This window comes from Pectobacterium sp. PL64, assembly GCF_022477975.1.
Classification (GTDB): Bacteria; Pseudomonadota; Gammaproteobacteria; order Enterobacterales; family Enterobacteriaceae; genus Pectobacterium; species Pectobacterium jejuense.
Genome location: NZ_CP092070.1, coordinates 4,511,864 through 4,533,623 on the forward strand (window position 1 = coordinate 4,511,864; position 21,760 = coordinate 4,533,623).

At 52.4% G+C, this 21,760-nt stretch carries 20 protein-coding genes and 2 pseudogenes; 11 read left to right on the forward strand and 11 right to left on the reverse strand.

Going from position 1 to position 21,760, the window contains the following annotated elements:
- Nucleotides 1–8: 8 nt before the first annotated feature.
- From HP572_RS20305 to aegA, 3 genes and pseudogenes are all read right to left on the reverse strand, one after another.
- On the reverse strand, nucleotides 9–752 hold the full coding sequence (locus tag HP572_RS20305) for a 4'-phosphopantetheinyl transferase superfamily protein (RefSeq protein WP_094370743.1): 744 nt from the start codon (nucleotides 750–752) through the stop codon (nucleotides 9–11).
- 189 nt (nucleotides 753–941) lie between these two features.
- Nucleotides 942–1,463: a 4Fe-4S dicluster domain-containing protein gene (locus HP572_RS20310; protein WP_240584162.1), complete on the reverse strand. Its 522-nt coding sequence runs from the start codon at nucleotides 1,461–1,463 to the stop codon at nucleotides 942–944.
- Nucleotides 1,460–3,485 (reverse strand): annotated as a pseudogene (gene aegA / locus HP572_RS20320) (formate-dependent uric acid utilization protein AegA). The gene HP572_RS20310 and the pseudogene aegA overlap by 4 nt, the downstream one beginning before the upstream one ends.
- 426 nt (nucleotides 3,486–3,911) lie before the next feature.
- Here aegA and HP572_RS20325 point away from each other — a divergent pair.
- Genes HP572_RS20325 through HP572_RS20335 form a run of 3 tightly spaced genes read left to right on the forward strand, consistent with a single transcriptional unit; the run spans nucleotide 3,912 to nucleotide 5,617 of the window.
- A complete protein-coding gene (locus HP572_RS20325) occupies nucleotides 3,912–4,583 on the forward strand; it encodes a CsgG/HfaB family protein (protein ID WP_180776266.1) in 672 nt (223 codons plus the stop codon).
- Between the two features lie 18 nt (nucleotides 4,584–4,601).
- On the forward strand, nucleotides 4,602–4,961 hold the full coding sequence (locus HP572_RS20330; protein WP_010302423.1) for a DUF4810 domain-containing protein: 360 nt from the start codon (nucleotides 4,602–4,604) through the stop codon (nucleotides 4,959–4,961).
- Nucleotides 4,958–5,617 carry a DUF799 domain-containing protein gene (locus tag HP572_RS20335; RefSeq protein ID WP_240584164.1) on the forward strand — a complete coding sequence of 220 codons (660 nt, stop codon included), beginning with the start codon at nucleotides 4,958–4,960 and terminating at the stop codon, nucleotides 5,615–5,617. The genes HP572_RS20330 and HP572_RS20335 overlap by 4 nt, the downstream gene beginning before the upstream one ends.
- Nucleotides 5,618–5,746: 129 nt before the next feature.
- Here HP572_RS20335 and HP572_RS20340 read toward each other — a convergent pair whose 3' ends face one another.
- Nucleotides 5,747–7,243: an MFS transporter gene (locus HP572_RS20340; protein ID WP_240584165.1), complete on the reverse strand. Its 1,497-nt coding sequence runs from the start codon at nucleotides 7,241–7,243 to the stop codon at nucleotides 5,747–5,749.
- 103 nt (nucleotides 7,244–7,346) lie between these two features.
- Here HP572_RS20340 and HP572_RS20345 point away from each other — a divergent pair, with 103 nt between their 5' ends.
- Nucleotides 7,347–7,898 carry a TetR/AcrR family transcriptional regulator gene (locus HP572_RS20345; protein WP_240584166.1) on the forward strand — a complete coding sequence of 184 codons (552 nt, stop codon included), beginning with the start codon at nucleotides 7,347–7,349 and terminating at the stop codon, nucleotides 7,896–7,898.
- 45 nt (nucleotides 7,899–7,943) lie between these two features.
- On the opposite strand, the gene HP572_RS20350 is transcribed toward HP572_RS20345, so the two are convergent.
- Nucleotides 7,944–8,339 carry a helix-turn-helix domain-containing protein gene (locus tag HP572_RS20350; RefSeq protein ID WP_095993289.1) on the reverse strand — a complete coding sequence of 132 codons (396 nt, stop codon included), beginning with the start codon at nucleotides 8,337–8,339 and terminating at the stop codon, nucleotides 7,944–7,946.
- Nucleotides 8,340–8,466: 127 nt separating this feature from the next.
- Between HP572_RS20350 and HP572_RS20355 the strand changes: the two genes are divergently transcribed.
- Nucleotides 8,467–9,318 carry an SDR family oxidoreductase gene (locus tag HP572_RS20355; RefSeq protein ID WP_240584167.1) on the forward strand — a complete coding sequence of 284 codons (852 nt, stop codon included), beginning with the start codon at nucleotides 8,467–8,469 and terminating at the stop codon, nucleotides 9,316–9,318.
- A 93-nt stretch (nucleotides 9,319–9,411) separates the two neighbouring features.
- Here the strand turns inward: HP572_RS20355 and HP572_RS20360 are convergent, their stop codons facing one another.
- Nucleotides 9,412–10,296 (reverse strand): LysR substrate-binding domain-containing protein, encoded by an 885-nt coding sequence (locus HP572_RS20360; protein WP_240584168.1) that lies wholly within the window; start codon nucleotides 10,294–10,296, stop codon nucleotides 9,412–9,414.
- A 212-nt stretch (nucleotides 10,297–10,508) separates the two neighbouring features.
- Here HP572_RS20360 and HP572_RS20365 point away from each other — a divergent pair, with 212 nt between their 5' ends.
- The 3 genes from HP572_RS20365 to HP572_RS20375 all read left to right on the forward strand — a co-directional run bounded on the left by HP572_RS20365 (nucleotide 10,509) and on the right by HP572_RS20375 (nucleotide 13,529).
- A complete protein-coding gene (locus tag HP572_RS20365; RefSeq protein ID WP_240584169.1) occupies nucleotides 10,509–11,645 on the forward strand; it encodes an alpha/beta hydrolase in 1,137 nt (378 codons plus the stop codon).
- 298 nt (nucleotides 11,646–11,943) lie between these two features.
- Nucleotides 11,944–12,210: a helix-turn-helix domain-containing protein gene (locus HP572_RS20370; RefSeq protein WP_240585791.1), complete on the forward strand. Its 267-nt coding sequence runs from the start codon at nucleotides 11,944–11,946 to the stop codon at nucleotides 12,208–12,210.
- A complete protein-coding gene (locus HP572_RS20375) occupies nucleotides 12,210–13,529 on the forward strand; it encodes a type II toxin-antitoxin system HipA family toxin (protein ID WP_240584170.1) in 1,320 nt (439 codons plus the stop codon). The genes HP572_RS20370 and HP572_RS20375 overlap by 1 nt, the downstream gene beginning before the upstream one ends.
- Before the next feature lie 32 nt (nucleotides 13,530–13,561).
- Here the strand turns inward: HP572_RS20375 and mnmE are convergent, their stop codons facing one another.
- The 5 genes from mnmE to rpmH all read right to left on the reverse strand — a co-directional run bounded on the left by mnmE (nucleotide 13,562) and on the right by rpmH (nucleotide 17,432).
- Nucleotides 13,562–14,926, reverse strand: a complete 1,365-nt coding sequence (gene mnmE, locus HP572_RS20380) for a tRNA uridine-5-carboxymethylaminomethyl(34) synthesis GTPase MnmE (RefSeq protein ID WP_205549514.1) — start codon at nucleotides 14,924–14,926, stop codon at nucleotides 13,562–13,564.
- A gap of 129 nt (nucleotides 14,927–15,055) precedes the next feature.
- Nucleotides 15,056–16,690 (reverse strand): membrane protein insertase YidC, encoded by a 1,635-nt coding sequence (gene yidC / locus HP572_RS20385; protein WP_240584171.1) that lies wholly within the window; start codon nucleotides 16,688–16,690, stop codon nucleotides 15,056–15,058.
- A gap of 2 nt (nucleotides 16,691–16,692) precedes the next feature.
- A complete protein-coding gene (yidD, locus tag HP572_RS20390; RefSeq protein WP_010281237.1) occupies nucleotides 16,693–16,950 on the reverse strand; it encodes a membrane protein insertion efficiency factor YidD in 258 nt (85 codons plus the stop codon).
- Complete coding sequence (gene rnpA / locus HP572_RS20395) at nucleotides 16,914–17,273, reverse strand: ribonuclease P protein component (RefSeq protein ID WP_010281235.1); 360 nt, start codon at nucleotides 17,271–17,273, stop codon at nucleotides 16,914–16,916. The genes yidD and rnpA overlap by 37 nt, the downstream gene beginning before the upstream one ends.
- Nucleotides 17,274–17,291: 18 nt before the next feature.
- On the reverse strand, nucleotides 17,292–17,432 hold the full coding sequence (rpmH, locus tag HP572_RS20400) for a 50S ribosomal protein L34 (RefSeq protein ID WP_005976668.1): 141 nt from the start codon (nucleotides 17,430–17,432) through the stop codon (nucleotides 17,292–17,294).
- A gap of 687 nt (nucleotides 17,433–18,119) precedes the next feature.
- Between rpmH and dnaA the strand changes: the two genes are divergently transcribed.
- The 3 genes and pseudogenes from dnaA to recF all read left to right on the forward strand — a co-directional run bounded on the left by dnaA (nucleotide 18,120) and on the right by recF (nucleotide 21,758).
- Nucleotides 18,120–19,517, forward strand: coding sequence for a chromosomal replication initiator protein DnaA (gene dnaA, locus HP572_RS20405; RefSeq protein ID WP_010281224.1), 1,398 nt, complete (start codon nucleotides 18,120–18,122; stop codon nucleotides 19,515–19,517).
- Nucleotides 19,518–19,521: 4 nt separating this feature from the next.
- Nucleotides 19,522–20,623 (forward strand): annotated as a pseudogene (dnaN, locus tag HP572_RS20410) (DNA polymerase III subunit beta).
- Nucleotides 20,624–20,672: 49 nt separating this feature from the next.
- Nucleotides 20,673–21,758 carry a DNA replication/repair protein RecF gene (gene recF / locus HP572_RS20415; protein WP_010281217.1) on the forward strand — a complete coding sequence of 362 codons (1,086 nt, stop codon included), beginning with the start codon at nucleotides 20,673–20,675 and terminating at the stop codon, nucleotides 21,756–21,758.
- Nucleotides 21,759–21,760: the final 2 nt, after the last annotated feature.

The following is a 21,760-nucleotide window of genomic DNA, read 5'->3' on the forward strand; positions in this document are numbered from 1 at the left end:
GCGGCTGGCTACTGTGAGGCGGTAGAGATGGCTTTTTCTATCGTATGGCTGGTTAATTTCATATAGCGTAAAGACTGGCGCTGCTGCTGTAGGATTTCCCCCGACTTTCTCATGCCCGTTGCCGACGTGTATTTCCACATGATTAATCGGTTAAGTGTGGGGATATGGGCGCAGGCCCAGGCAAGGTAATCATCAACATCGCTCATTACTTCTACGGCGGGGGTGCAGGTTGAACGCAACCTGCCAGAGGCGGGGTGGAGTTTCAGGTTATTGGGAGGGTGGCTGTTCACGCCAGGGATCTTCATCAATGACTGGCGGATGGTGCATAGCTGCGTTGCTGCCTCCAACGGATCGCGCTGCGCGTCGATCCACGCCTGTTCGGCCTGTGTCTGCGCCTGCATCTGTGGGACGACCTGATTTGTTGGCCTGACATGAACGATTTCGATATCCATACCGACGCTGCCTTCTTCGCTCAGGAGGATGGCGATAGTATTGCCTGCATAGCCGATGCTGAAATTGGGCATATTGGGATCGGCAAAATAAGGGCGTCCTTCAGGGGACACGAGTAGCGTGGGCAACAGCGGATAGCCGAAAAAATAGAACATCATCTCAGCCAGCAGCACTCGACTCTTCAGATAACGCTCGCGGCGTTTGGCTGAAAAACCTTGTGTTGATGAGATGAGCCTATCGGGCAGTCTTTGTAAGTCAGGAAGCGCTTCCGTGCTTGTCCACCTGACAAAATGGCAGGTCATTGTTCACTCCGTGATCGTGATAAAAGATGGGAACCTATCAGGCATTACCAATGCATATTATCAGACTAATATGTGATCTAAAGAAAAATCGATGGATAAATCGGCGATAATTATTAATTAGGCACACCGAATTTTCTGCATCGTATGTTTTGTGGCGATCCTTCCCTGTCCGCCACCTTCCAGTCTGTTTTAATGACTCTGCCACCCCAGTGCGGAACGCCGCTGTTTTTCCAGCGTCTGCTTGCGCAACTCATCCGCTGTTACTAATCGCAGCGCCGACGTCGGACACACGCTGACGCAGGAAGGGCTCTGGGCAACATCCACGCACAAATCACATTTGTGAACCTCGCTTTGCGTGAGGGGGGCTTCCCCCTCGTCATTCGACGCTTTTGTCACCACATTGATGGCCCCGAAAGGACAGGCGACCACGCAGCTTTTGCAGCCGATACAACGGGACTGAATAACCTGGACGCTATTTCGATCGCGCACCAGCGCGTCATTCGGGCATACGCTGGCACAGGGGGCGTTCTCACACTGACGGCAGAGAACGGGGACGCTGACGCTGGCGCTTTTAACGACCTTAAGGCGGGGAAAGAAGTGAGAAGGCCGCAGCTGTGCGCTTTGACCACCGCTATGAGCCACCGCGCAGGCGATTTCACAGGTCCGGCAGCCGATACATTTTTCTGCTTCGGCGATAACAAATTGATTCATGAGCGGAGCTCCTCGCGGGTTGCGTGCCTTTCGGGGCGCTGCGGGTGTGCGGGAATGGCTCCCGTGACGGCGGTCAGCCCCATCGTCGCAATCATTCCCAATGCGGCTTTGCGCCCGTCGGCAATGGCGGTCACGACCAGATCGGCACCGCGTACGGCATCGCCACCAGCAAAAATACGCGGATGGTTGGTCTGGCAAGGTATCTGGCTATCAAGTGGGGCGGTGATGTATCCCCAGTTATCCAGACCGACGTCGGCGTCTTCCAGCCACGGCATGCTGTGCGACTGAAAGCCGAAATGCGGTTATCACGGCTTCCGCAGGCTGCACGAATTCTGAACCAGGAATAGGGCGCGGACGGCGACGGCCGCTGGCGTCAGGCTCGCCCAGTTCAGTGCGAACCAGACTAATGCCGCATACTTCGCCCTGTTCATTGAGGCAGATTTTTTGTGGCTGAACGTTAAACAGGAACTCCACGCCTTCTTCGCGGGAGTTTTTCACCTCTTTTTTCGAGCCGGGCATGTTGGCTTCATCGCGGCGATACGCGCAGGTGACGGATGCTGCGCCCTGCCGAACGGACGTGCGCAGGCAGTCCATCGCGGTATCGCCACCGCCGAGCACCACGACGCGTTTGCCCGCCATTGAGATATAAGGTTCATCCTCTAATTCAGGTAGCCCCATGACGTGTTTGGTATTGGCGATCAGGAACGGCAGCGCGTCGAAGACGCCGGGAGCCTCTTCATTATCAATGTTGGCCTTCATGGATCGGTAGGTGCCTACGCCGAGGAACACGGTGTCATACTCGTCCAGCAGCTGAGCCAGAGAAATATCTTTCCCCACTTCGGTATTCAGCTGGAAGTCGATTCCCATGGCGCTGAACACTTCACGACGATGAATCATGACGTCTTTATCCAGCTTGAACGACGGAATCCCGAACGTGAGCAGCCCACCAATTTCCGGGTGGCGGTCGAACACCACAGCCTGTACACCGTTGCGGGCTAGCACATCGGCACAGGCTAGCCCTGCTGGGCCAGCACCGACGATCGCCGCGCGTTTACCGCTGGAAACAACCTGCGTCATATCGGGCGACCAGCCCATTTCTATTGCAGTGTCGGTAATGTAGCGTTCAACGTTACCGATGGTAATCGCCCCGTACTCCTTGCCCAGCGTACAGGCTCCCTCACATAACCGATCCTGCGGGCACACTCGGCCACAGATTTCCGGCAGGCTGCTGGTTTGGTGCGATAGCTCTACGGCTTCAAGAATCCGCCCCTGTTTTGCCAGACTCAGCAATTCAGGAATATTGTTATGTAGCGGGCAGGTCCACTCGCAGATCGCGCGTTTGCCACAGGAAAGGCAGCGGTCTGCCTGATCCTCCGTCTGCTGCATGGAGAAGCCATGATAGATTTCATCAAATGTGGATGTTCTCTGGGTGAGCGGCTTTTTCTCGGCATCCCGGCGCGGCCAGTTTTTTCGCTTACTGAGCGGATGGGTTGTCAGCGTTTTCAGCACGGGTGTTTCACGCTGCCAGTGAGCCGAGGAACGCAGCGCCATCACTTGCTGTTTCTCCTGACGGCGGGCCGCTAGCGTTTGCTCGCTGACGAGCTGTAAGGCTTGAGTTGGACAGGCTTCTACGCACGCTTGCCCTTCTGGACGATCGGCACAGAGATCGCATTTGTGGGCGATGGTGCTGTTGTCTACAGGGCTTGTCACCATGGACATCGCGCCGAACGGGCAAGCCAGTACACAGCTTTTGCAGCCGATGCACTTTTCCTGAACGAGCTGAATGCTATTGTCTTTTCTGATCAAGGCCTGTGTTGGGCACACGCTGGCGCAGGGAGCATCTTCACAGTGACGGCAAGTCACGGCAGCCCGCAGCGTTGGCGTGTTGAATGCTTTGATTCTGGGCTGAAACACCGCGGCGCTATCGGGATAGCGCTCGTCATTGTGTGAAATGACACAGGCGATTTCGCATGCATGGCACCCCATACAGTCTTGAGTACTGGCAATAACAAATCGGTTCATTACCTTTTCCCACTCTGGATCCCTCGATCGTGGCCTTTATCCTAATAGTTGGATAACACCCTGACCTTGATATAGAGCAGGTAAAAAGTCGGTTAATGTTAAATCTCACACGTGTTACTAATAAAATTATTGAATCGTTTCAGTGAGTTGTAATGTTATGTGAAAGTAATGGTCTGGTTGTATATAACCTTGTTTTTTGTCTGGTTTACAGTGGTTTATCTCGGGTAAACATTCTGGTTTTCATTATTTTTGTTAATTTCCCCATGAAATAACTCGTTACTTTTACTTACTCCCCTCATAATGTTGGGCGCTATTTACATGCATCAAAACAATGTTGCGGCTAAATAGCGTGTTTGCGGCATTTTCATTATGAATCAATAACAGAGCGTTGCTCAGGTTAATGGATTGTCACTAAGGGATAGTGTTATGAATAAAAAAATCGTTCTTTGTTCTGTATTCATGTCAGCTGCATTATTGAGCGGATGTGCCACAGAGTCTTCCCGTACCGTAGAAGCACAGAAAGTTACTTCTTACAGTACGCCTTATCAGGGTGTTCGCAGCCCGATTTCCATCGGAAAATTTGAAAACCGCTCTAACTACATGAACGGTATTTTTTCTGATGGCGTTGACCGTTTAGGTAATCAATCCAAAACCATTCTTGTTAGCCATCTCCAGCAGAGTGGCCGCTTTAATGTGTTGGATCGTACCAACATGGAAGAGCTGAAGGCGGAAGCGGGTATTAAAGGACAAACGCAGACGCTGAAAGGCGCTAGCTATGTGATTACCGGCGATGTGACCGAGTTTGGCCGCAAAGAAGTGGGTGACCATCAGCTGTGGGGCATTCTGGGTCGCGGTAAAACACAGGTTGCTTACGCAAAAACCACGCTGAACGTGGTGAACGTACAAACCTCTGAAGTCGTGTATTCCGTACAAGGCGCGGGCGAGTACACCTTGTCCAACCGTGAAATTATCGGTTTCGGCGGTACGGCCAGCTATGACTCTACGCTGAACGGTAAAGTGCTGGATCTGGCGATTCGTGAGGCCGTCAATAATCTGGTTGCAGGAATTGAAAGTGGTGCCTGGCGCCCAGCGAACTAATGGAATAGGAATATAACCATGTTATCTCATAAGAAAATTGTCCTGCTACTGGCAGCGGCAGTATTAGCAGGCTGTGCATCCGCGCCAAAAACGATTTACAGCTGGGACAAATATCAGCCTGCACTTTATGATTATTATCAACAGGATAAAGTCGGCCCTGAGCAGCAGATTCTTGCTTTGAATGAATCGATCGAAAAAGCCAAAGCCGCCAATAAACCTGTCCCGCCGGGACTCTATGCTCAACTTGGGTTGCTGTACGCCAATACTGGCCGTGATAGTGAAGCTCGCCAACAGTTTGAAACTGAAAAAGCGAAATTCCCTGAATCAGCACCTTTTATGGACTTCCTGTTGAGTAAAAATAAAGGGAGCATTAAATGAATCGTTTCTTAGGATTATGTGGTCTGGTTTTTGCGCTGGTGCTGACCGGCTGTGCTAAACCCGTGCCTTATGACTACACGGCATTTAAGCAGAGCAAGCCTAAGTCCATTCTGGTATTGCCACCGGTTAACCATTCTCCGGATGTGAAAGCGAGCTATAGCCTGCTTTCTCAGGTCACCTATCCGCTGGCAGAGTCGGGATACTATGTATTCCCTGTCGCGGTTGTGGAAGAGACATTCAAGCAGAATGGTCTGGTGACGGCGTCGGATATTCATGCGTTGAGTACCGCGAAGCTGCAGCAAATCTTTGGTGCTGATGCTGCGCTGTATTTGGACGTAAAAGAGTACGGCACGTCATACATCGTGATTAATAGCGAAACCCGCGTGTCTGCGGATGCGCGTCTGGTTGATCTGCGTACCGGAAAACTGCTGTGGAGCGGAAGCGCAACGGCATCCAGCAACGAGCAGCAATCAAACGCTAACGGCGGCATCATCGGTATTCTGGTGCAGGCTGCGGTGAACCAGATTGCGGACACCATCTCCGACAAAGGCCACGATGTTGCTGGCGTGACCAGCGCGCGCCTGCTGGCAGCGGGTCATTCACGCGGTATGCTGTACGGGCCTCGTTCACTGCAATACGGTAAAGAAACCTACTAGGTTTCCAGGTCGTACACCGTTACCTTGCAGTACGTTGTTATAGTGTAATACGTCGCTAAATCATCAACGCCGTTCGTGATTGAACGGCGTTTTTTATTGTCTTAACCAATGAGCTGGTGGTGCTATACATCAGCGGCCTGAATGACGATGCTGTTTACTATTGCGGGTTGTCCAGACGAAGGCCGCGGTCAGCAGCAGGATCAGCGTGGCTGCGGCCAGCACAATGGAAAAACCCGAATCAAAGGCAGAATGGGCCTGTGTGGTAAGCATCTGCCGCATATTTTCCGGTAAGGATTCGGCAAAAATTAACGCTTCGTCCAGACTGTCATACGCGGTGTCCGGCGCGGCAAACCCAACGGGCAGCATAAACGTTGCGGAATAAGCGAAAGACAGCAAACTGCCCATCAGCGTCACGCCCGTTGCGCCGCCTAATTCATACGACACTTCTTCGATTGACGCTGCCATACCCGCTTTTGACGCTGGCGCAACCTGCATAATAGTGCTCGATGCGGCCGTCATGGTGGAGCCCACGCCTGCGCCAATAACGGTCAGGCTGATGATTTGGATAATGGTGGGCGCATTGTGCAGCAGCAGATAGCTTCCCATTCCGAGCCCCGAAATCAACAGGCCAGCGGCTAGCATTGTCCCGCTATTCACGCGCGGCAGTATCTTTCCGGTTAACGGGCCAGAGATAAAGGAGGCCAGCGACAGCGGTAAAATAAACAACCCCGCTTCTAGCGGAGACAGCCCGAGCACTAATTGTAACCGCTGGGTGAAAGCCAGCTCCATTCCGATCAAGGCGGCAGCGGCCACGATAGCTGCGGCTACAGCCGCGCTGAAAGGGGGCAGGCGGAAGAGAGAGAAATCGACCAGAGGATGCTTGCTGTTACGCTGACGTCGAACGAACAGGGTAATGAAAGCCACGCCGATAAGCAGAGCGATTAGCGCATCCTCATAAGATGGAACCCGCTTGCCCAGCTCTTTTATGGCATAGGTGATACCAATCAAACCCACCATGATTAATAGGGAACCGATGAAATCCCAGCGGTGGGAGGCGTTGCCCGGCCGATGTGGAATCACGGTGATTCCCATGATAAGCGCAAGCAAAACGACCGGTACGTTAATGAGGAAAACCGATCCCCACCAGAAGTACTCAAGCAGTATCCCGCCCATCACGGGGCCAAACGCCGCACCGCCGGATGCCACCGCAGCCCAGATACCGATCGCCAGTGCGCGTTCCCGTTCATCAGTAAAGGTCAGACGAATAATCGACAGTGTGGCAGGCATCATCATTGCGGCACCGACCGCGAGCAGCGCGCGGGCAGCGATAAGCATACTGGGTGTGGGCGAATAAGCGGCAAACAGTGACGCCGCACCAAAGACCACCAGTCCAGAAATAAATAGAGGTTTATGGCCCAGCTTATCGCCCAACGTGCCCATCCCCAGCAGTAAACCGGAGGCAACCAGCGCATAGATATTAACGATCCACAGCTTTTCCGATGCAGTAGCGTGCAGGTCGTGAGTCAGTGTTGGGAGTGCGGTGTACAGCACCGTCATGTCGATAACAATCAGGAACAGTGCGCTGGAAACAATGGCCAGGGTCAGCCACTTCTTTGGTGATTGCATAGCAAGATCTCTACCTTGAACTTCTATTTTTCATCTGTTGGATAGCGTTCTGATGATATAGAATTGCTTTTTAAATACAAACGTATTTTAAAATGGGGAAGACATGGGGCGTCATAAGAGCATTAATCGTGCGTGCGTGTTGGATGCGGCGGAGCAGATTGTCCGCACGCAGGGAACGGCTGCGCTGACAATCGATGCGGTCGCTAAAGCTGCTGGCGTGACAAAAGGCGGTATTCAGTCGAGTTTCGGGACGAAAGACGAGCTGATTCACGCGATGTATCAGCGCTGGGAAGATGAGTTTGATGAGATGGCCGCTGTGTGCATTGGTACGGATGGTAGTCGGGAAGCCAGAGTACGTGCGCACGTTGACATCACTTATCGGACGGATGCCGCAGAAGGCGATCGAGCGGCGGGCATGATGGCCTCGTTGTTGAATACACCTGAGCACCTTGCTAGATCGCAGGCGTGGTATGACAGCCAGTTGTCCGGGCTTGACCTGAATTCGCAGGAAGGGCGAGATGCTCGGCTAGCGTTTCTGGCCTCCGAAGGGGCATTCCTGCTGCGCTATTTTGGCTTTATGGCGGTCGATGACGAGACCTGGAAAGCCATTTTCTCCGATATTTCCCGCCTGTTACCCGAGCGCACTGCTTCCTGAGTCAGCACCTCTGTCCATGAGGTGCATTGATTATGGTTTGATGGATTATTGTTCGCCTGACTGCTGTGCCGCCATAATGTCGTCCAGATTCCCTTCGACCCATATCGCCAGCTCTTTTACCCGCACACCCACCTCTTTGCCTAATGGGGTGAGGCTATACTCAACATGTGGCGGGACAACCGGATAGGCCGTTCGCAGGACAAAACCATCACTTTCCAACCATTGCAGGGTCTGCGCCAGCATGCGCTCGCTCACGCCGCCAATCCGTCGACGCAGTTGACTGAAGCGATGCGTATCATCAAGTAATGCGATCAGAATCAGTACGCCCCAACGGCTGGTGACGTGGTTAAGTATCTGGCGAGACGGACATTTCTCAGCGAAGACATTGCCGGTTGGCAGAATGGGGGGCAATAAATCGATGGGCGTTTTGGGTTGACTCACTATACTTACCTTTATGTATGTACTTACTTAAAGTTAGCTTTGCCGATATTATGCCAGCCAGTCTCTGTTAATAAAATACGGTTAACAAAAGACGGTTAATAAAGACAGTCAATAAAAGGAGCTCGAGATGATTGCTATTACTGGTGCATCCGGCCAACTGGGCCGCTTGGTTATCGCACAACTGTTAGAGAAGGTTCCGGCGAGCGACATCGTGGCGCTGGTGCGTGATGTCAATAAAGTTGCCGATCTGTCTGCAAAAGGCGTGCAGGTGAAAGCCGCGGATTACAATCAGCCAGAAGCGCTGGCTTCCGCGCTGCAAGGTGTGGATAAGGTGCTGCTGATCTCTTCTAGCGAAGTGGGTCAGCGTGCGGTACAGCACCGCAATGTCATCGATGCGGCGGTGAAAGCCGGTGTGAAACTGGTGGCGTACACCAGTCTGCTGCACGCGGATAAATCGCCTCTGGCGCTGGCGGCAGAACACCAGCAGACCGAAGCACTTTTGAAAGAATCTGGCTTACCGCATGTCCTGCTGCGCAACGGCTGGTATACCGAAAACTACGCGGCCAGCATCCCTGCAGCGCTGGAACACGGTGTGTTTATCGGTAGCGCAGGCGAGGGGAAAATTGCCTCAGCAACGCGCGAAGACTTCGCCGCCGCTGCGGTCGCGGTGCTGACGCAGGAAGGGCAGGCCGGCAAGGTTTACGAACTGGCTGGTGACGAGCCTTACACGCTGGCAGAACTGGCGGCGGAAGTCAGCAAACAATCTGGCAAAAATATCGGTTATCAAAACCTGTCCGAAGCGGAGTTTGCCGCCGCGCTGGTTTCAGCCGGGCTGCCTGAGGGTTTCGCGCAGATCATTGCGGATTCAGACACTGGTGCATCCAAAGGCGGTCTGTTTGATGGCGGTAAGCAGCTGAGCCGCCTGATCGGTCGCCCAACCACGCCGCTGTCAGCCGTCGTGAAAGCGACGCTGAAATAACACTTAAAAAGTAATGCTTAAAAATCGGCCCGGAGATCATTCTGGGCCGATTGCTTTTAAATCAATGAGAGTTTATTGCGTGACGTCATTCGCTTATATCCGCAATGTATCTACCACCATTCTCAGCGCTGGCGACATATTACGATGGGGATAATACAGGTGTAATTCGGCCATACGGTGGCTATAGCGTGTCAGTACACGTATAAGCGTGCCACGCTCCAGATCTTCTCTTACCAGCTCCTCTGGAACATAGGCCAGTCCTAGTCCCTGCCTTGCCGCTGCGGCCTCCATGTAGCTATCGGAAAACACCCACTGCCCTTGTGGCCGATGTTTTATCTGATTGCCTTCCTGCCATAATTCCCACTGATAAAGGCTGCCATCAGCAAACTGATAGGCAATGCAAGGGTGCACCGCTAAATCGGCTGGCGTTTGTGGAAAGCCGTAATGGAAAAAGTGGTCTGGTGTTGCGACGACAACCATCTCCATACCAGGCGCAATGCGCACGGCAATCATGCCTTCATCGACTTCGCCACCCAACCGTACGCCCGCATCGAACCGTTCATTGATGATGTCGACAAAGCGACTTTCACTAATGAGTTCCAGCCGAATATCGGGATAAAGCTGTCTGAATATCGCCAGCTTGGGCAGCAGCACCTTATCAATCGCGTGCTGGCTGGCGTTAATCCGTACGGTGCCTGAAGGAGTATCACGGAAATGAGCAAGCGTAGTCAGGCCGATATCCAGTGATTGGAAACTGGTCACCGTGGTTCGGTAAAGTTGCTCACCCGCTTGCGTCAGCGATAGCTTGCGGGTGGTCCGCGTCAGGAGCTGCACGCCCAGACGATTTTCCAGATTGCGTATTGTGCGGCTGACACCAGACTGAGCCAAACCAAGCAGGCTTGCTGCTTTGGTAAAGCTGCCTTCACGCGCAACCAGCATAAACACGTAGAGATCGTTGTAGTTTTCTCGGCCTGTCATGTTCATCCACACCCATACGTTCAGACTGGAATTGTCTCGCTTTTGAGCGATTCACTACAAATATTTATAACATATGAACATTAATGTTATCTAATTTAAGCGTCTAATCATCACCGGTTGTTCTAACTAAAATAAATCTCATGGGTCACAAAACCACCAAACCCATACCAAACAACCACGAATCAATACTCTGTTTTTAAAGGAAATTTATCATGAATGTCCTTCCTAAGAAGCTGACAGCCATCGCGTCTGCTTTGTTACTGAGTGTCGCGTTAACTGGAGTTTCCACTATGACGTATGCACAAGACGCCAATCCTAATCAGCCCGTTTCCATGGTGACGCAATGGGATAAGACGTTTGCTCAAAGCAATAACGTCGACCACCGTAAAGTTACCTTTCAGAACCGTTACGGTATTACCCTGGTGGGCGATCTTTATATCCCGAAAAATCGGGGCGATCGTAAACTGGCCGCCATCGCTGTGAGTGGGCCTTTTGGCGCAGTGAAAGAGCAATCAAGCGGCTTATATGCGCAAACGCTGGCCGAGCAAGGTTTTATCACGTTGGCGTTTGATCCCTCCTATACCGGTGAAAGCGGCGGCCAACCACGTAACGTTGCCTCGCCTGACATCAACACCGAAGATTTCAGTGCAGCCGTTGATTTCCTTGGCCTGCAAAAAGAGGTCGATCGCAACCGGATTGGCTTACTGGGCATCTGCGGCTGGGGCGGCATGGCGTTAAATGCGGCGGCAGCCGATACGCGGGTGAAAGCCGTTGCCACCAGCGTGATGTACGACATGAGCCGTGCGATGGGTCATGGTGTGGGTGACGGCAAGGATCGCTATACGACCGCCGATCGCCGAGCGGTATTGCAATACCTCAACAACCAGCGCTGGAAAGATGCTGAAAGTGGTACTTTTGCTCCGGGCGGTCACGATATCTCTGTGGATAAAGACGGGAAAGTCACTGCTGGTAACCGTATATTGCCCGAAGCGTTGCCAGAAAACCCACATCCAGTACTGAAAGAGTTTTTTGACTACTACCGATTACCTCGTGGCTTCCATGAACGTTCTGTCAACTCGACAGGCGCCTGGAATGCGACGATGCCGCTGTCGTTTATGAATATGCCGCTCCTGAGCTATGCGAGCGAAATTACTATCCCGACATTGGTCGTCACCGGTGAACAAGCTCACTCGCGCTATTTTGCTGAAGATGCCTACAAATTAATCGGCAGCAAGCGTAAAGAACTGGTAGTGATACCGGGCGCCAATCATGTGGACCTGTACGACAATCAGGCAGGAAAAATACCGTTTGATAAGTTTGAGCAATTTTTCAAAACAAGCTTGCGGTAAATACCATCGAGGGTGAGAAAGCGTTAGTGCCAACAATCTCACCCCGCTATACACCGTGTAGCCCTTGGTATTTCCGGGGCTACACGAACATAAACAAACAGGGCGAGCGGTCCATGGGATCGTTTTAACCTAGGCTCGTGGTTTGCTTATATACCCGTCACAAGGTGTGTTTCCCACTGTTCTGCTTACACGCTTTAGCCGGTAAATACATAATTAACGGCTATAGCGTGTCATTCTTGTTTTACCTGCTAAAGCGTGTAATATTTATTCTACCGCCTATAACCGGTAGGATAAGATGATGAAGATCACCAACAGCAAGCAGCTTAGCAGCTATCTGAAAGATGTCCGTATCACGCAGAAGCTTTCACAAGGGAAAGTGGCCAGTAAAGTGGGTATTCGCCAGGATACGGTATCCAGTTTCGAGCAACATCCTGATTCCACTAAGCTGGAAACCTTCTTTAAAATCCTGTCGGCATTGAATTTAGAACTTACTGTTACGCCCAGGAATGCGGACAACACCAATAACGAAGCCTCTGTTGCATCAGCCTGGAAGGAAGAATGGTAATGGCTGTGCTCGATGTTTACATGAACGGCTATCGGGTGGGAGTTCTGACCAAAACGGGCAGTGGGGCACATCATTTTACCTATGATGCGAACTGGCTCGGATTGCCGGGGAGTCGCCCCATTTCGCTTTCTATGCCGCTACGTCATCAGCCCTATCAAGGCGATGAAGTTTATAACTTCTTCGACAATTTGTTGCCGGATAACCCGGATATCAGAAGACGGATTGTCGCCAGGCATCACGCGGATTCCACCCAACCGTTTGATCTGCTGGCTAAAGTGGGGCAAGACAGTGTCGGGGCGTTGCAATTAGTGCCGCAGGGTACACCTGTGCACGATATAAAAAAGATCGAATACAAAACCTTATCCGAGCAGCAGCTTGAAAACATATTGACCGGATATCTGTCCGATGCCCCGCTGGGGATGATTGACGCAGAAGACGATTTTCGTATTTCTATCGCAGGTGCACAGGAAAAGACGGCGCTGCTTTATCTGGATGATCACTGGTGCCTGCCTAGCAATGCCACACCAACTACCCACATCATCAAGCTACCGATTGGTAAAATCGAGAGTCACTCTTACTCAATTGATATGTCTGACAGCGTTGAAAATGAGTACCTGTGTTTGCTCATTGCCAAGGCATTTGGGCTGCCAGTGCCGCACTGTTTTATGATCAACGCTGGCAAGATAAAGGCGTTGGCGGTGGAGCGTTTTGATCGTAAATACGCTTCGGATGTCAGTTGGATTATGCGGCTACCACAAGAGGATTTTTGTCAGGTATTAAACGTTCCTTCCGCACTGAAATATGAAAATCATGGTGGACCGGGTATTTCCGCCATTATGTCGTTTCTATTGGGTTCGGTTGATCCAGAAAGAGATCGTTATCGCTTTATGCAGGCTCAGGTACTGTTTTGGCTATTGGCTGCAACGGATGGTCATGCGAAAAACTTTTCCCTGTTTATTGAATCTGAGGGGCGATATCGACTCACGCCTTTCTATGACATTCTCTCTATGTATCCGGCGATGGGCGGACGGGGAATTGACCGCAGAGAGGCCAAACTGGCGATGGGATTAACTGGCTCAAGAGGCAAGAAATATGCGATTGAGCAGATCTTTCCCCGACATTTTTTCCAGACGGCGAAGGTCGTTGGGTTTGCCAGAGAATCGATGGAAAACATTCTGGTGGAGTTTGCCCACACCGTTGAGACCGTCATGACGACTGTTGGAAGCCAACTGCCTGTGGATTTTCCTACTCATATCAGTGAGGCAATTCTGGCCGGGTTGCAGGCCAGATCGAGACGGCTCATGAGCGGATGGGAGTAATTTCCCCGACGGGTAATATCGGGGATGGCGAATCACTTCCCAATACAAAAACTCGAGAAAATACGGCCTAGCAGGTCGTCAGAGGTGAATTCGCCGGTTATTTCACTCAGGGACTGCTGCGCCAGCCGCAGTTCTTCTGCCAGCAGTTCGCCCGCGTAGGCGCTCACCAGCTGTTCTTTCCCCTGAATCAAGTGCTGTGCAGCCAGTTCCAGTGCTTGCAGATGACGACGTCGTGCCAGGAAGCCGCCTTCTGTATTACTGGTGAATCCCATGCTTTGCTTGAGATGGTCGCGCAACGTATCGATGCCTTCACCTGTACGAGCGGACAGTCGGATAAGTGAGTGAGTATTCACATCTTCGATGCCAAGCGTTTCGCCAGTCACGTCAGCTTTATTGCGTACTACGGTAATCGGTAGCGTTTTTGGCAGGCGCGCCATAAATTCTGGCCAGATTTGCTCAGGCTCAGTCGCCTGCGTGGTGGTGCCGTCTACCATGAACAGCACGCGATCGGCCTGTTCGATTTCCTGCCAGGCGCGCTCAATACCAATGCGTTCGACTTCGTCGCTGGCATCGCGCAGCCCGGCGGTGTCGATGATATGCAGCGGCATACCGTCGATATGGATGTGCTCGCGTAATACGTCGCGCGTGGTTCCCGCGATATCCGTCACAATGGCGGCTTCACGACCGGCTAACGCATTGAGTAAGCTGGATTTACCGGCATTAGGACGACCCGCAATCACGACCTTCATCCCTTCCCGCAGCAGGCTACCCTGATGCGCTTCGGCTCTGACAGCATCCAGATCGGCCATCACGCCATTGAGCTGTGCTTCAATTTTGCCATCGGAGAGAAAGTCGATCTCTTCATCTGGGAAGTCGATGGCAGCTTCGACGTAGATTCGCAGGTGAGTGAGTGCTTCCACTAACTGGTTTATACGGGTTGAAAATACGCCTTGCAGAGAGTTTAGTGCTGAGCGAGCGGCCTGTTCCGAGCTAGCGTCAATCAGGTCGGCGATGGCTTCCGCCTGCGCGAGATCGAGTTTGTCGTTCAGAAAGGCGCGTTCAGAGAACTCGCCAGGACGCGCAATCCGCACATTAGACAGCGTCAGGATACGTTGCAGGAGCAAATCAAGAATAACCGGACCGCCGTGACCCTGAAGTTCCAGCACGTCTTCGCCGGTAAAGGAGTTCGGGCCAGGAAACCAGAGGGCGATGCCCTGATCGAGCGTGGTGCCGTTGGCATCACGGAACGGCAGATAATCGGCGTGGCGTGGCTTGGGCAGCTTACCCAGAACGGCATGCGCCACGTCTGCGGCCGCCTGTCCTGAAATGCGTAAAATACCCACGCCTCCGCGTCCCGGTGGCGTGGCTTGGGCGACGATGGTGTCGGTATTACTCATGATGTTCTCTCTGCATTGATGCCTGTCTGGCAGGCTATTTTACGTATCGTTGACTGATAAAACAGCCATTAAAAAAATAAGGCGGTCAATGACCGCCTTACGCTTTCTATCGGTTAGCCATCAACCGGATTATTTTTTCTCGCGGCTATGCAAGCCACGTTTTTCCAGACCGCGGTAGATCAACTGCTGCTGGAGAATGGTAACCAGGTTGCTGACGATGTAGTACATAACCAGACCTGACGGGAACCACAGGAAGAAGACCGTAAAGATGACCGGCATGTAGGTCATGATCTTCTGCTGCATTGGGTCGGTCACGGTGGTTGGTGACATCTTCTGGATGAAGAACATCGTCACGCCCATCAGGATCGGCAGAATGTAGTACGGGTCTTGTGCAGACAGGTCATGAATCCACAGAGCGAACGGTGCGTGACGCAGTTCAACGGAGCCCATCAGCATGTAATACAGTGCCAGGAAGATTGGCATCTGAATCAGCAGCGGGAAGCAGCCGCCCAGCGGGTTCACTTTCTCTGACTTGTACAGCGCCATCATTTCCTGACTCATGCGCTGTTTGTCATCACCAATACGTTCACGCATCGCCTGCAGTTTAGGCTGCAGCAAGCGCATTTTCGCCATAGAGGTGTATTGCGCTTTCGTCAGCGGGTACATGATACCGCGCACGATAAAGGTAATGGCAATGATGGAGAAGCCCCAGTTGCCGATAAAGCTGTGCAGGAATTTCAGCAGCTTAAACAGCGGCTGAGAAATAAACCACAGCCAGCCGTAATCTACAGTCAGATCCAGATGCGGTGCGACAGCAGCCATCTTGTCCTGAATTTCTGGGCCAACCCACAGGGTAGTCTTCAGATCCTGCTGGCTACCTGCGGCAACCACAACCGGAGCGGATTTGAAGCCAATAGCGGCCTGACCGTTCCCCAGCTTGCTGGTATAGAAGGTGTTAGCGCCTGCCGTCGTTGGGATCCACGCGGTTGCGAAGTACTGTTGCAGCATCGCCACCCAGCCACCGTTGGTGGTGACATTCAGGTTTTCGTCCATGTCGCTGAAGCTGTACTTTTTGTACTTGTCTTCACTGGAAGAGAACGCTGCGCCACGATAAGTATGCAGTGCAAAGTTGCTGCTGCCGGTATCGCGGTGCTTAGGTAATTCGATAGATTGCTTTAACTGGCCGAACAACGTGAGTTCCAGAGGCTGAGCGCTGGTGTTGTTGACGCTATAGTCAACGTTCAGTGCATAGTCGCCACGTTTCAGAACGAACGTTTTGGTGTAGGTTACGCCGTCAGCCCCGGTGTACGTCATCGGGATGCGCAGTTCGTTCTGACCTTCTGCCAGTTCGAAGCTATCTTGCGTGGTGGTAAACAGCGGACGCGGGCCGTTAGTCGGGTTGTCCGGGCCGTTTTTGCCAGTCAAACCGCTCTGAGCCTGATAGACAAACTCGGATGTGGTTTCCAGCAGATGGAAAGGTTTATCTGAACCCAATGTGTCCGGGTAAGCCAGCAGATGCGCTTGCTCGATGTCACCGCCACGCGTGTTGATTGTCAGCGACAGCACATCGGTTTTCACCGTGATCAGTTTGCCTTGACCGCTGGCTGGTACGCCCTGGTTGGTAGCGTCACCGGTCACTGCGTTCGTCGCCTGCTGTATGGCCTGCGTGGTTGCTGGCGGATTTTTATCCGTCTCCCAAGCCTGCCAAAGCATAAAGGTTACGAATAGCAGAGCGATGAGAAGAAGATTGCGTTGCGAATCCATCGTTAATGTTCTCTGTTATTGTCGGTTTTTGGCGGTACGGGATCATCACCACCAGGGTTCAAAGGATGGCATTTTAATACGCGTTTAAGCGTCAACCAACAGCCTTTTATCATGCCGAACCTGCGTATTGCTTCAATACCGTATTGCGAGCACGTTGGCCGGAACCGACAATGCGGTCCGAGCAACGGGCTGATCACGAGTTGATAACCGCGTATCAACCCGATCAGGAGTCGGGAGCCAAACGACAATGCCGACGCCATAGTTTTTCCAATGCTTCCGTCAGGGTACGGTTATCCAGTTCAGACACCCCTTTTTTCACTAGCACCACAAAGTCCATTGAGGGCAATGAATGTTGGTGCAGGCGAAAGCTTTCGCGCGTCAGGCGTTTAATCCGATTGCGTTCATGAGCACGTTTTACATGCTTTTTGGCGACGGTAAGACCGATGCGGGGATGCCCCAGCGAGTTCAGGCGGCCGAGAATGGTGATGTGCGGCGTGCCAGCCCGTTGCGGTTGCTGGAAGACGAAAGTGAAATGACTGGGAGTTAACAAACGTAACTCCCTGGGAAATGCTAGCTTAACCACTCGGTGGGTTAGCTTTTATTACTTAGAAACAGACAGACGAGTACGGCCTTTCGCACGACGGCGGGCCAGAACTTGACGACCATTTTTGGTGGCCATACGAGCACGGAAACCATGGCTACGGTTACGCTTCAGTACGGACGGTTGGAAAGTGCGTTTCATGGCGATTTCTACCTAAACTTGGAAAATTATAACTTCACAGTAAACGCGTTTGGCTGTTCGGCGTGAAAAAATGACCGACGCCTCAATCGCATATCACAGCTATATAACGGAAAGAGGCAGGATTGTAATAATTGTACAGTCCTGAGTCAATTAACATCACACTTAACACGCCAGCCATTCCGATTATTTTTGGAATTTCTGCCTGCCAGAGCACAGAAAAGGCGTAGACGCGCGGGCAGGGAATTATACGGACTCTGCTGCAAAGCGCAAGGATCCTCCAACGATCTGTCCGACAAGATCATGATCGATGTCACCGTAACGATCGTGCCTCCGAGAGTATGCTTGGGGGCGCTTCATCGCGGGCGGATAAAATGTGTGCTAGCCGCCCCTCTGCCGTGTTGCGGGGTGTTGTGATAAGAATAGCCTGTGGATAAAAAGGATCGAAACTGTGCAGAAGGGGAAGATCTCTTCGGCGGATTAGGTTATGATCCGCGGTTCCGTTAGCGATCCTTTTGACGGGATCGTCGGAGTAAACCGCCGCGCTACGTGGTGTGTCTGCTGTCTGTATTGTGAATGAAGCAATCAATCAAACAATCGTGGATGACGCAGGCGCCAAAAAATCATGAGTCACATAATTAACGTCTTATTCTTTTCTTTTTGATCGTTCTTGTTCGAGTGGAGTCCGCCGTGTCACTTTCGCTTTGGCAGCAGTGTCTTGCCCGTTTGCAGGATGAGTTACCTGCCACAGAATTCAGTATGTGGATACGCCCGTTGCAGGCGGAGCTGAGTGATAACACTCTGGCGCTCTACGCCCCCAATCGCTTTGTGCTGGATTGGGTTCGTGATAAATACTTAAATAATATCAATGTCCTGCTGAATGATTTCTGCGGGATGGATGCCCCTTTACTGCGTTTCGAGGTGGGGAGCAAACCGTTGGTTCAGGCCGTCAGCCAGCCTGCGCAGTCGCACCACAATCCTGTCAGCGTTGCGCGGCAACAGCCGGTGCGTTCGGCACCGGTACGGCCAAGCTGGGATAACTCGCCTGTACAGGCAGAGCATACTTACCGTTCGAATGTGAACCCCAAGCATACGTTTGATAACTTCGTTGAAGGTAAATCGAACCAGTTAGCCCGTGCAGCGGCGCGTCAGGTGGCTGATAACCCCGGCGGCGCGTATAACCCGCTGTTTCTGTATGGCGGCACTGGCTTGGGTAAAACACACTTATTGCACGCGGTGGGGAATGGCATCATTGCCCGCAAACCCAATGCGAAAGTGGTTTACATGCACTCCGAGCGTTTCGTGCAGGATATGGTTAAAGCGTTGCAGAACAATGCGATTGAGGAATTCAAACGCTACTACCGCTCTGTTGATGCGCTGCTGATCGATGATATCCAATTCTTTGCTAATAAAGAGCGTTCGCAGGAAGAGTTCTTTCATACCTTTAATGCATTGCTGGAAGGCAACCAGCAAATCATCCTGACGTCTGACCGCTACCCGAAAGAGATCAACGGCGTGGAAGATCGCCTGAAATCCCGCTTTGGTTGGGGATTAACGGTCGCGATTGAACCGCCAGAGCTGGAAACCCGCGTGGCGATTCTGATGAAGAAAGCGGATGAAAACGACATCCGTCTGCCTGGTGAAGTGGCGTTCTTTATTGCCAAACGCCTGCGTTCTAACGTGCGTGAGCTGGAAGGCGCACTGAACCGCGTTATCGCGAATGCCAATTTTACCGGCCGATCGATCACCATTGATTTTGTGCGTGAGGCGCTGCGCGATCTGCTGGCGTTGCAGGAAAAACTGGTTACTATCGACAATATTCAAAAGACCGTGGCGGAATACTATAAAATCAAGGTAGCCGACCTGCTGTCTAAACGTCGTTCCCGCTCGGTGGCGCGTCCGCGCCAGATGGCGATGGCGTTGGCGAAAGAACTGACGAATCACAGCCTGCCGGAAATCGGCGATGCCTTTGGCGGGCGTGACCATACGACGGTGTTGCATGCCTGCCGCAAGATTGAGCAGTTGCGTGAAGAAAGCCACGACATCAAAGAAGATTTTTCCAATTTAATCAGAACACTATCGTCATAACACTATGAAATTTATTGTTGAACGCGAACGTCTGTTAAAGCCATTACAACAGGTCAGCAGCCCGCTGGGCGGCCGACCGACTTTACCGATTCTGGGCAACCTGCTGATTCAGGTGACGGAAGGCGCTCTGTCGCTGACTGGTACCGATCTGGAAATGGAAATGGTAGCGAAGGTTGCGCTGACGCAGCCGCATGAGCCGGGTGCCACGACCGTCCCTGCCCGCAAACTGTTTGATATTTGCCGGGGTCTGCCGGAAGGCGCGGAAATCACGATTATGCTGGATGGCGATCGCATGCTGGTGCGCTCTGGCCGCAGCCGTTTCTCGCTGTCCACGCTGCCCGCAGCGGATTTCCCTAATCTGGACGACTGGCAGAGCGAGGTTGAATTCTCTCTGCCGCAGGCGACGATGAAGCGTTTGATCGAAGCGACGCAGTTTTCGATGGCGCATCAGGATGTCCGCTACTACCTCAACGGTATGCTGTTTGAAACCGAAGGCGAAGAGCTGCGCACGGTCGCGACCGATGGTCACCGTTTGGCGGTTTGCTCTATGCCGGTTGGACAATCTTTACCGTCACATTCGGTGATCGTGCCGCGTAAAGGCGTGATGGAACTGGTGCGTTTGTTAGATGGCGGTGATACGCCGCTGCAGCTGCAAATCGGCAGCAACAACATTCGCGCGCATGTCGGCGATTTCATTTTCACCTCAAAGCTGGTTGATGGTCGCTTCCCGGATTATCGCCGTCGTATTGCCGAAGAACCCGGATAAAACGCTGGAAGCCAGCTGCGATCTGCTCAAGCAGGCCTTTTCCCGTGCGGCGATTTTATCGAATGAAAAATTCCGCGGTGTGCGTCTGCATCTGATTCAGAATCAGCTCAAAATTACTGCTAACAACCCAGAGCAGGAAGAAGCGGAAGAAATTCTGGATGTGCAGTACGACGGCACCGAGATGGAAATTGGCTTTAACGTTAGCTACGTGCTGGATGTGCTGAACGCGCTGAAGTGCGAAGGGGTGCGTTTACTGCTGACCGATTCCGTTTCCAGCGTGCAGATCGAAGATAGCGCCAGCCGGGCGGCGGCCTATGTCGTCATGCCAATGCGGTTGTAGAATTATCGGGCAAGTTTACTTGCCCTTTCATCATTAAGATAACTGCAACATGGCTCTTACTCGTCTTCTCATCAAAGATTTCCGTAACATCGAGGCGGCCGATCTGGCGCTGGTTCCCGGCTTTAATTTTTTAGTGGGTGCCAACGGCAGCGGTAAAACCAGCGTGCTGGAAGCGATTTATACGCTAGGGCACGGGCGGGCGTTTCGTAGCATCCAGGCGGGGCGCGTGATTCGTCACGATCAGCCAGAATTTGTACTGCATGGTCGTATTGATGGTACGGAAACGGAGCGATCCGTTGGGTTAAGCAAAAACCGTCAGGGCGACAGCAAGGTACGGATTGACGGCAGCGACGGCCATAAAGTCGCTGAACTGGCGCAACTGCTACCGATACAGCTGATCACCCCGGAAGGATTTACCCTGCTCAACGGCGGCCCGAAATTTCGTCGCGCCTTTCTCGACTGGGGCTGTTTCCATAATGAACCCGGCTTTTTCGCGGCCTGGAGCAACATGAAGCGTTTGTTGCGCCAGCGTAATGCGGCGCTGCGTCAGGTGAGTCACTATGGGCAGCTTAGAGCCTGGGATCAGGAACTGGTGCCGCTGGCGGAACGTATCAGCGAATGGCGTGCGCAATACAGCGCGGCGATTGCCAATGATATCGCCACGACCTGTACGCAATTTTTGCCTGAATTTTCTCTCAGTTTCTCTTTCCAGCGCGGCTGGGATAAAGAAAGTGAGTATGCAGAACTGCTGGAACGGCAGTTCGAACGCGACCGTATGTTAGGTTATACGGCGCTGGGGCCGCATAAAGCCGACTTCCGCATCCGCGCCAGCGGCGTGGCGGTTGAGGATATGCTGTCCCGGGGTCAGCTAAAGCTGCTGATGTGTGCGCTGAGGCTGGCTCAGGGTGAATTTCTCACCCGTCAGAACGGACTGCGCTGTCTGTATCTGATCGATGATTTTGCTTCCGAACTGGATAGTACCCGCCGCCGTTTGCTAGCCGAACGGTTAAAAGCCACCCATGCACAGGTTTTTGTCAGCGCAGTCAGCGCTGAACAGATAGAGGACATGGTTGGTGAAAAGGGCAAGATGTTCCGCGTAGAACAGGGTAAAATAACGGTTCAATCACAGGACTAAAA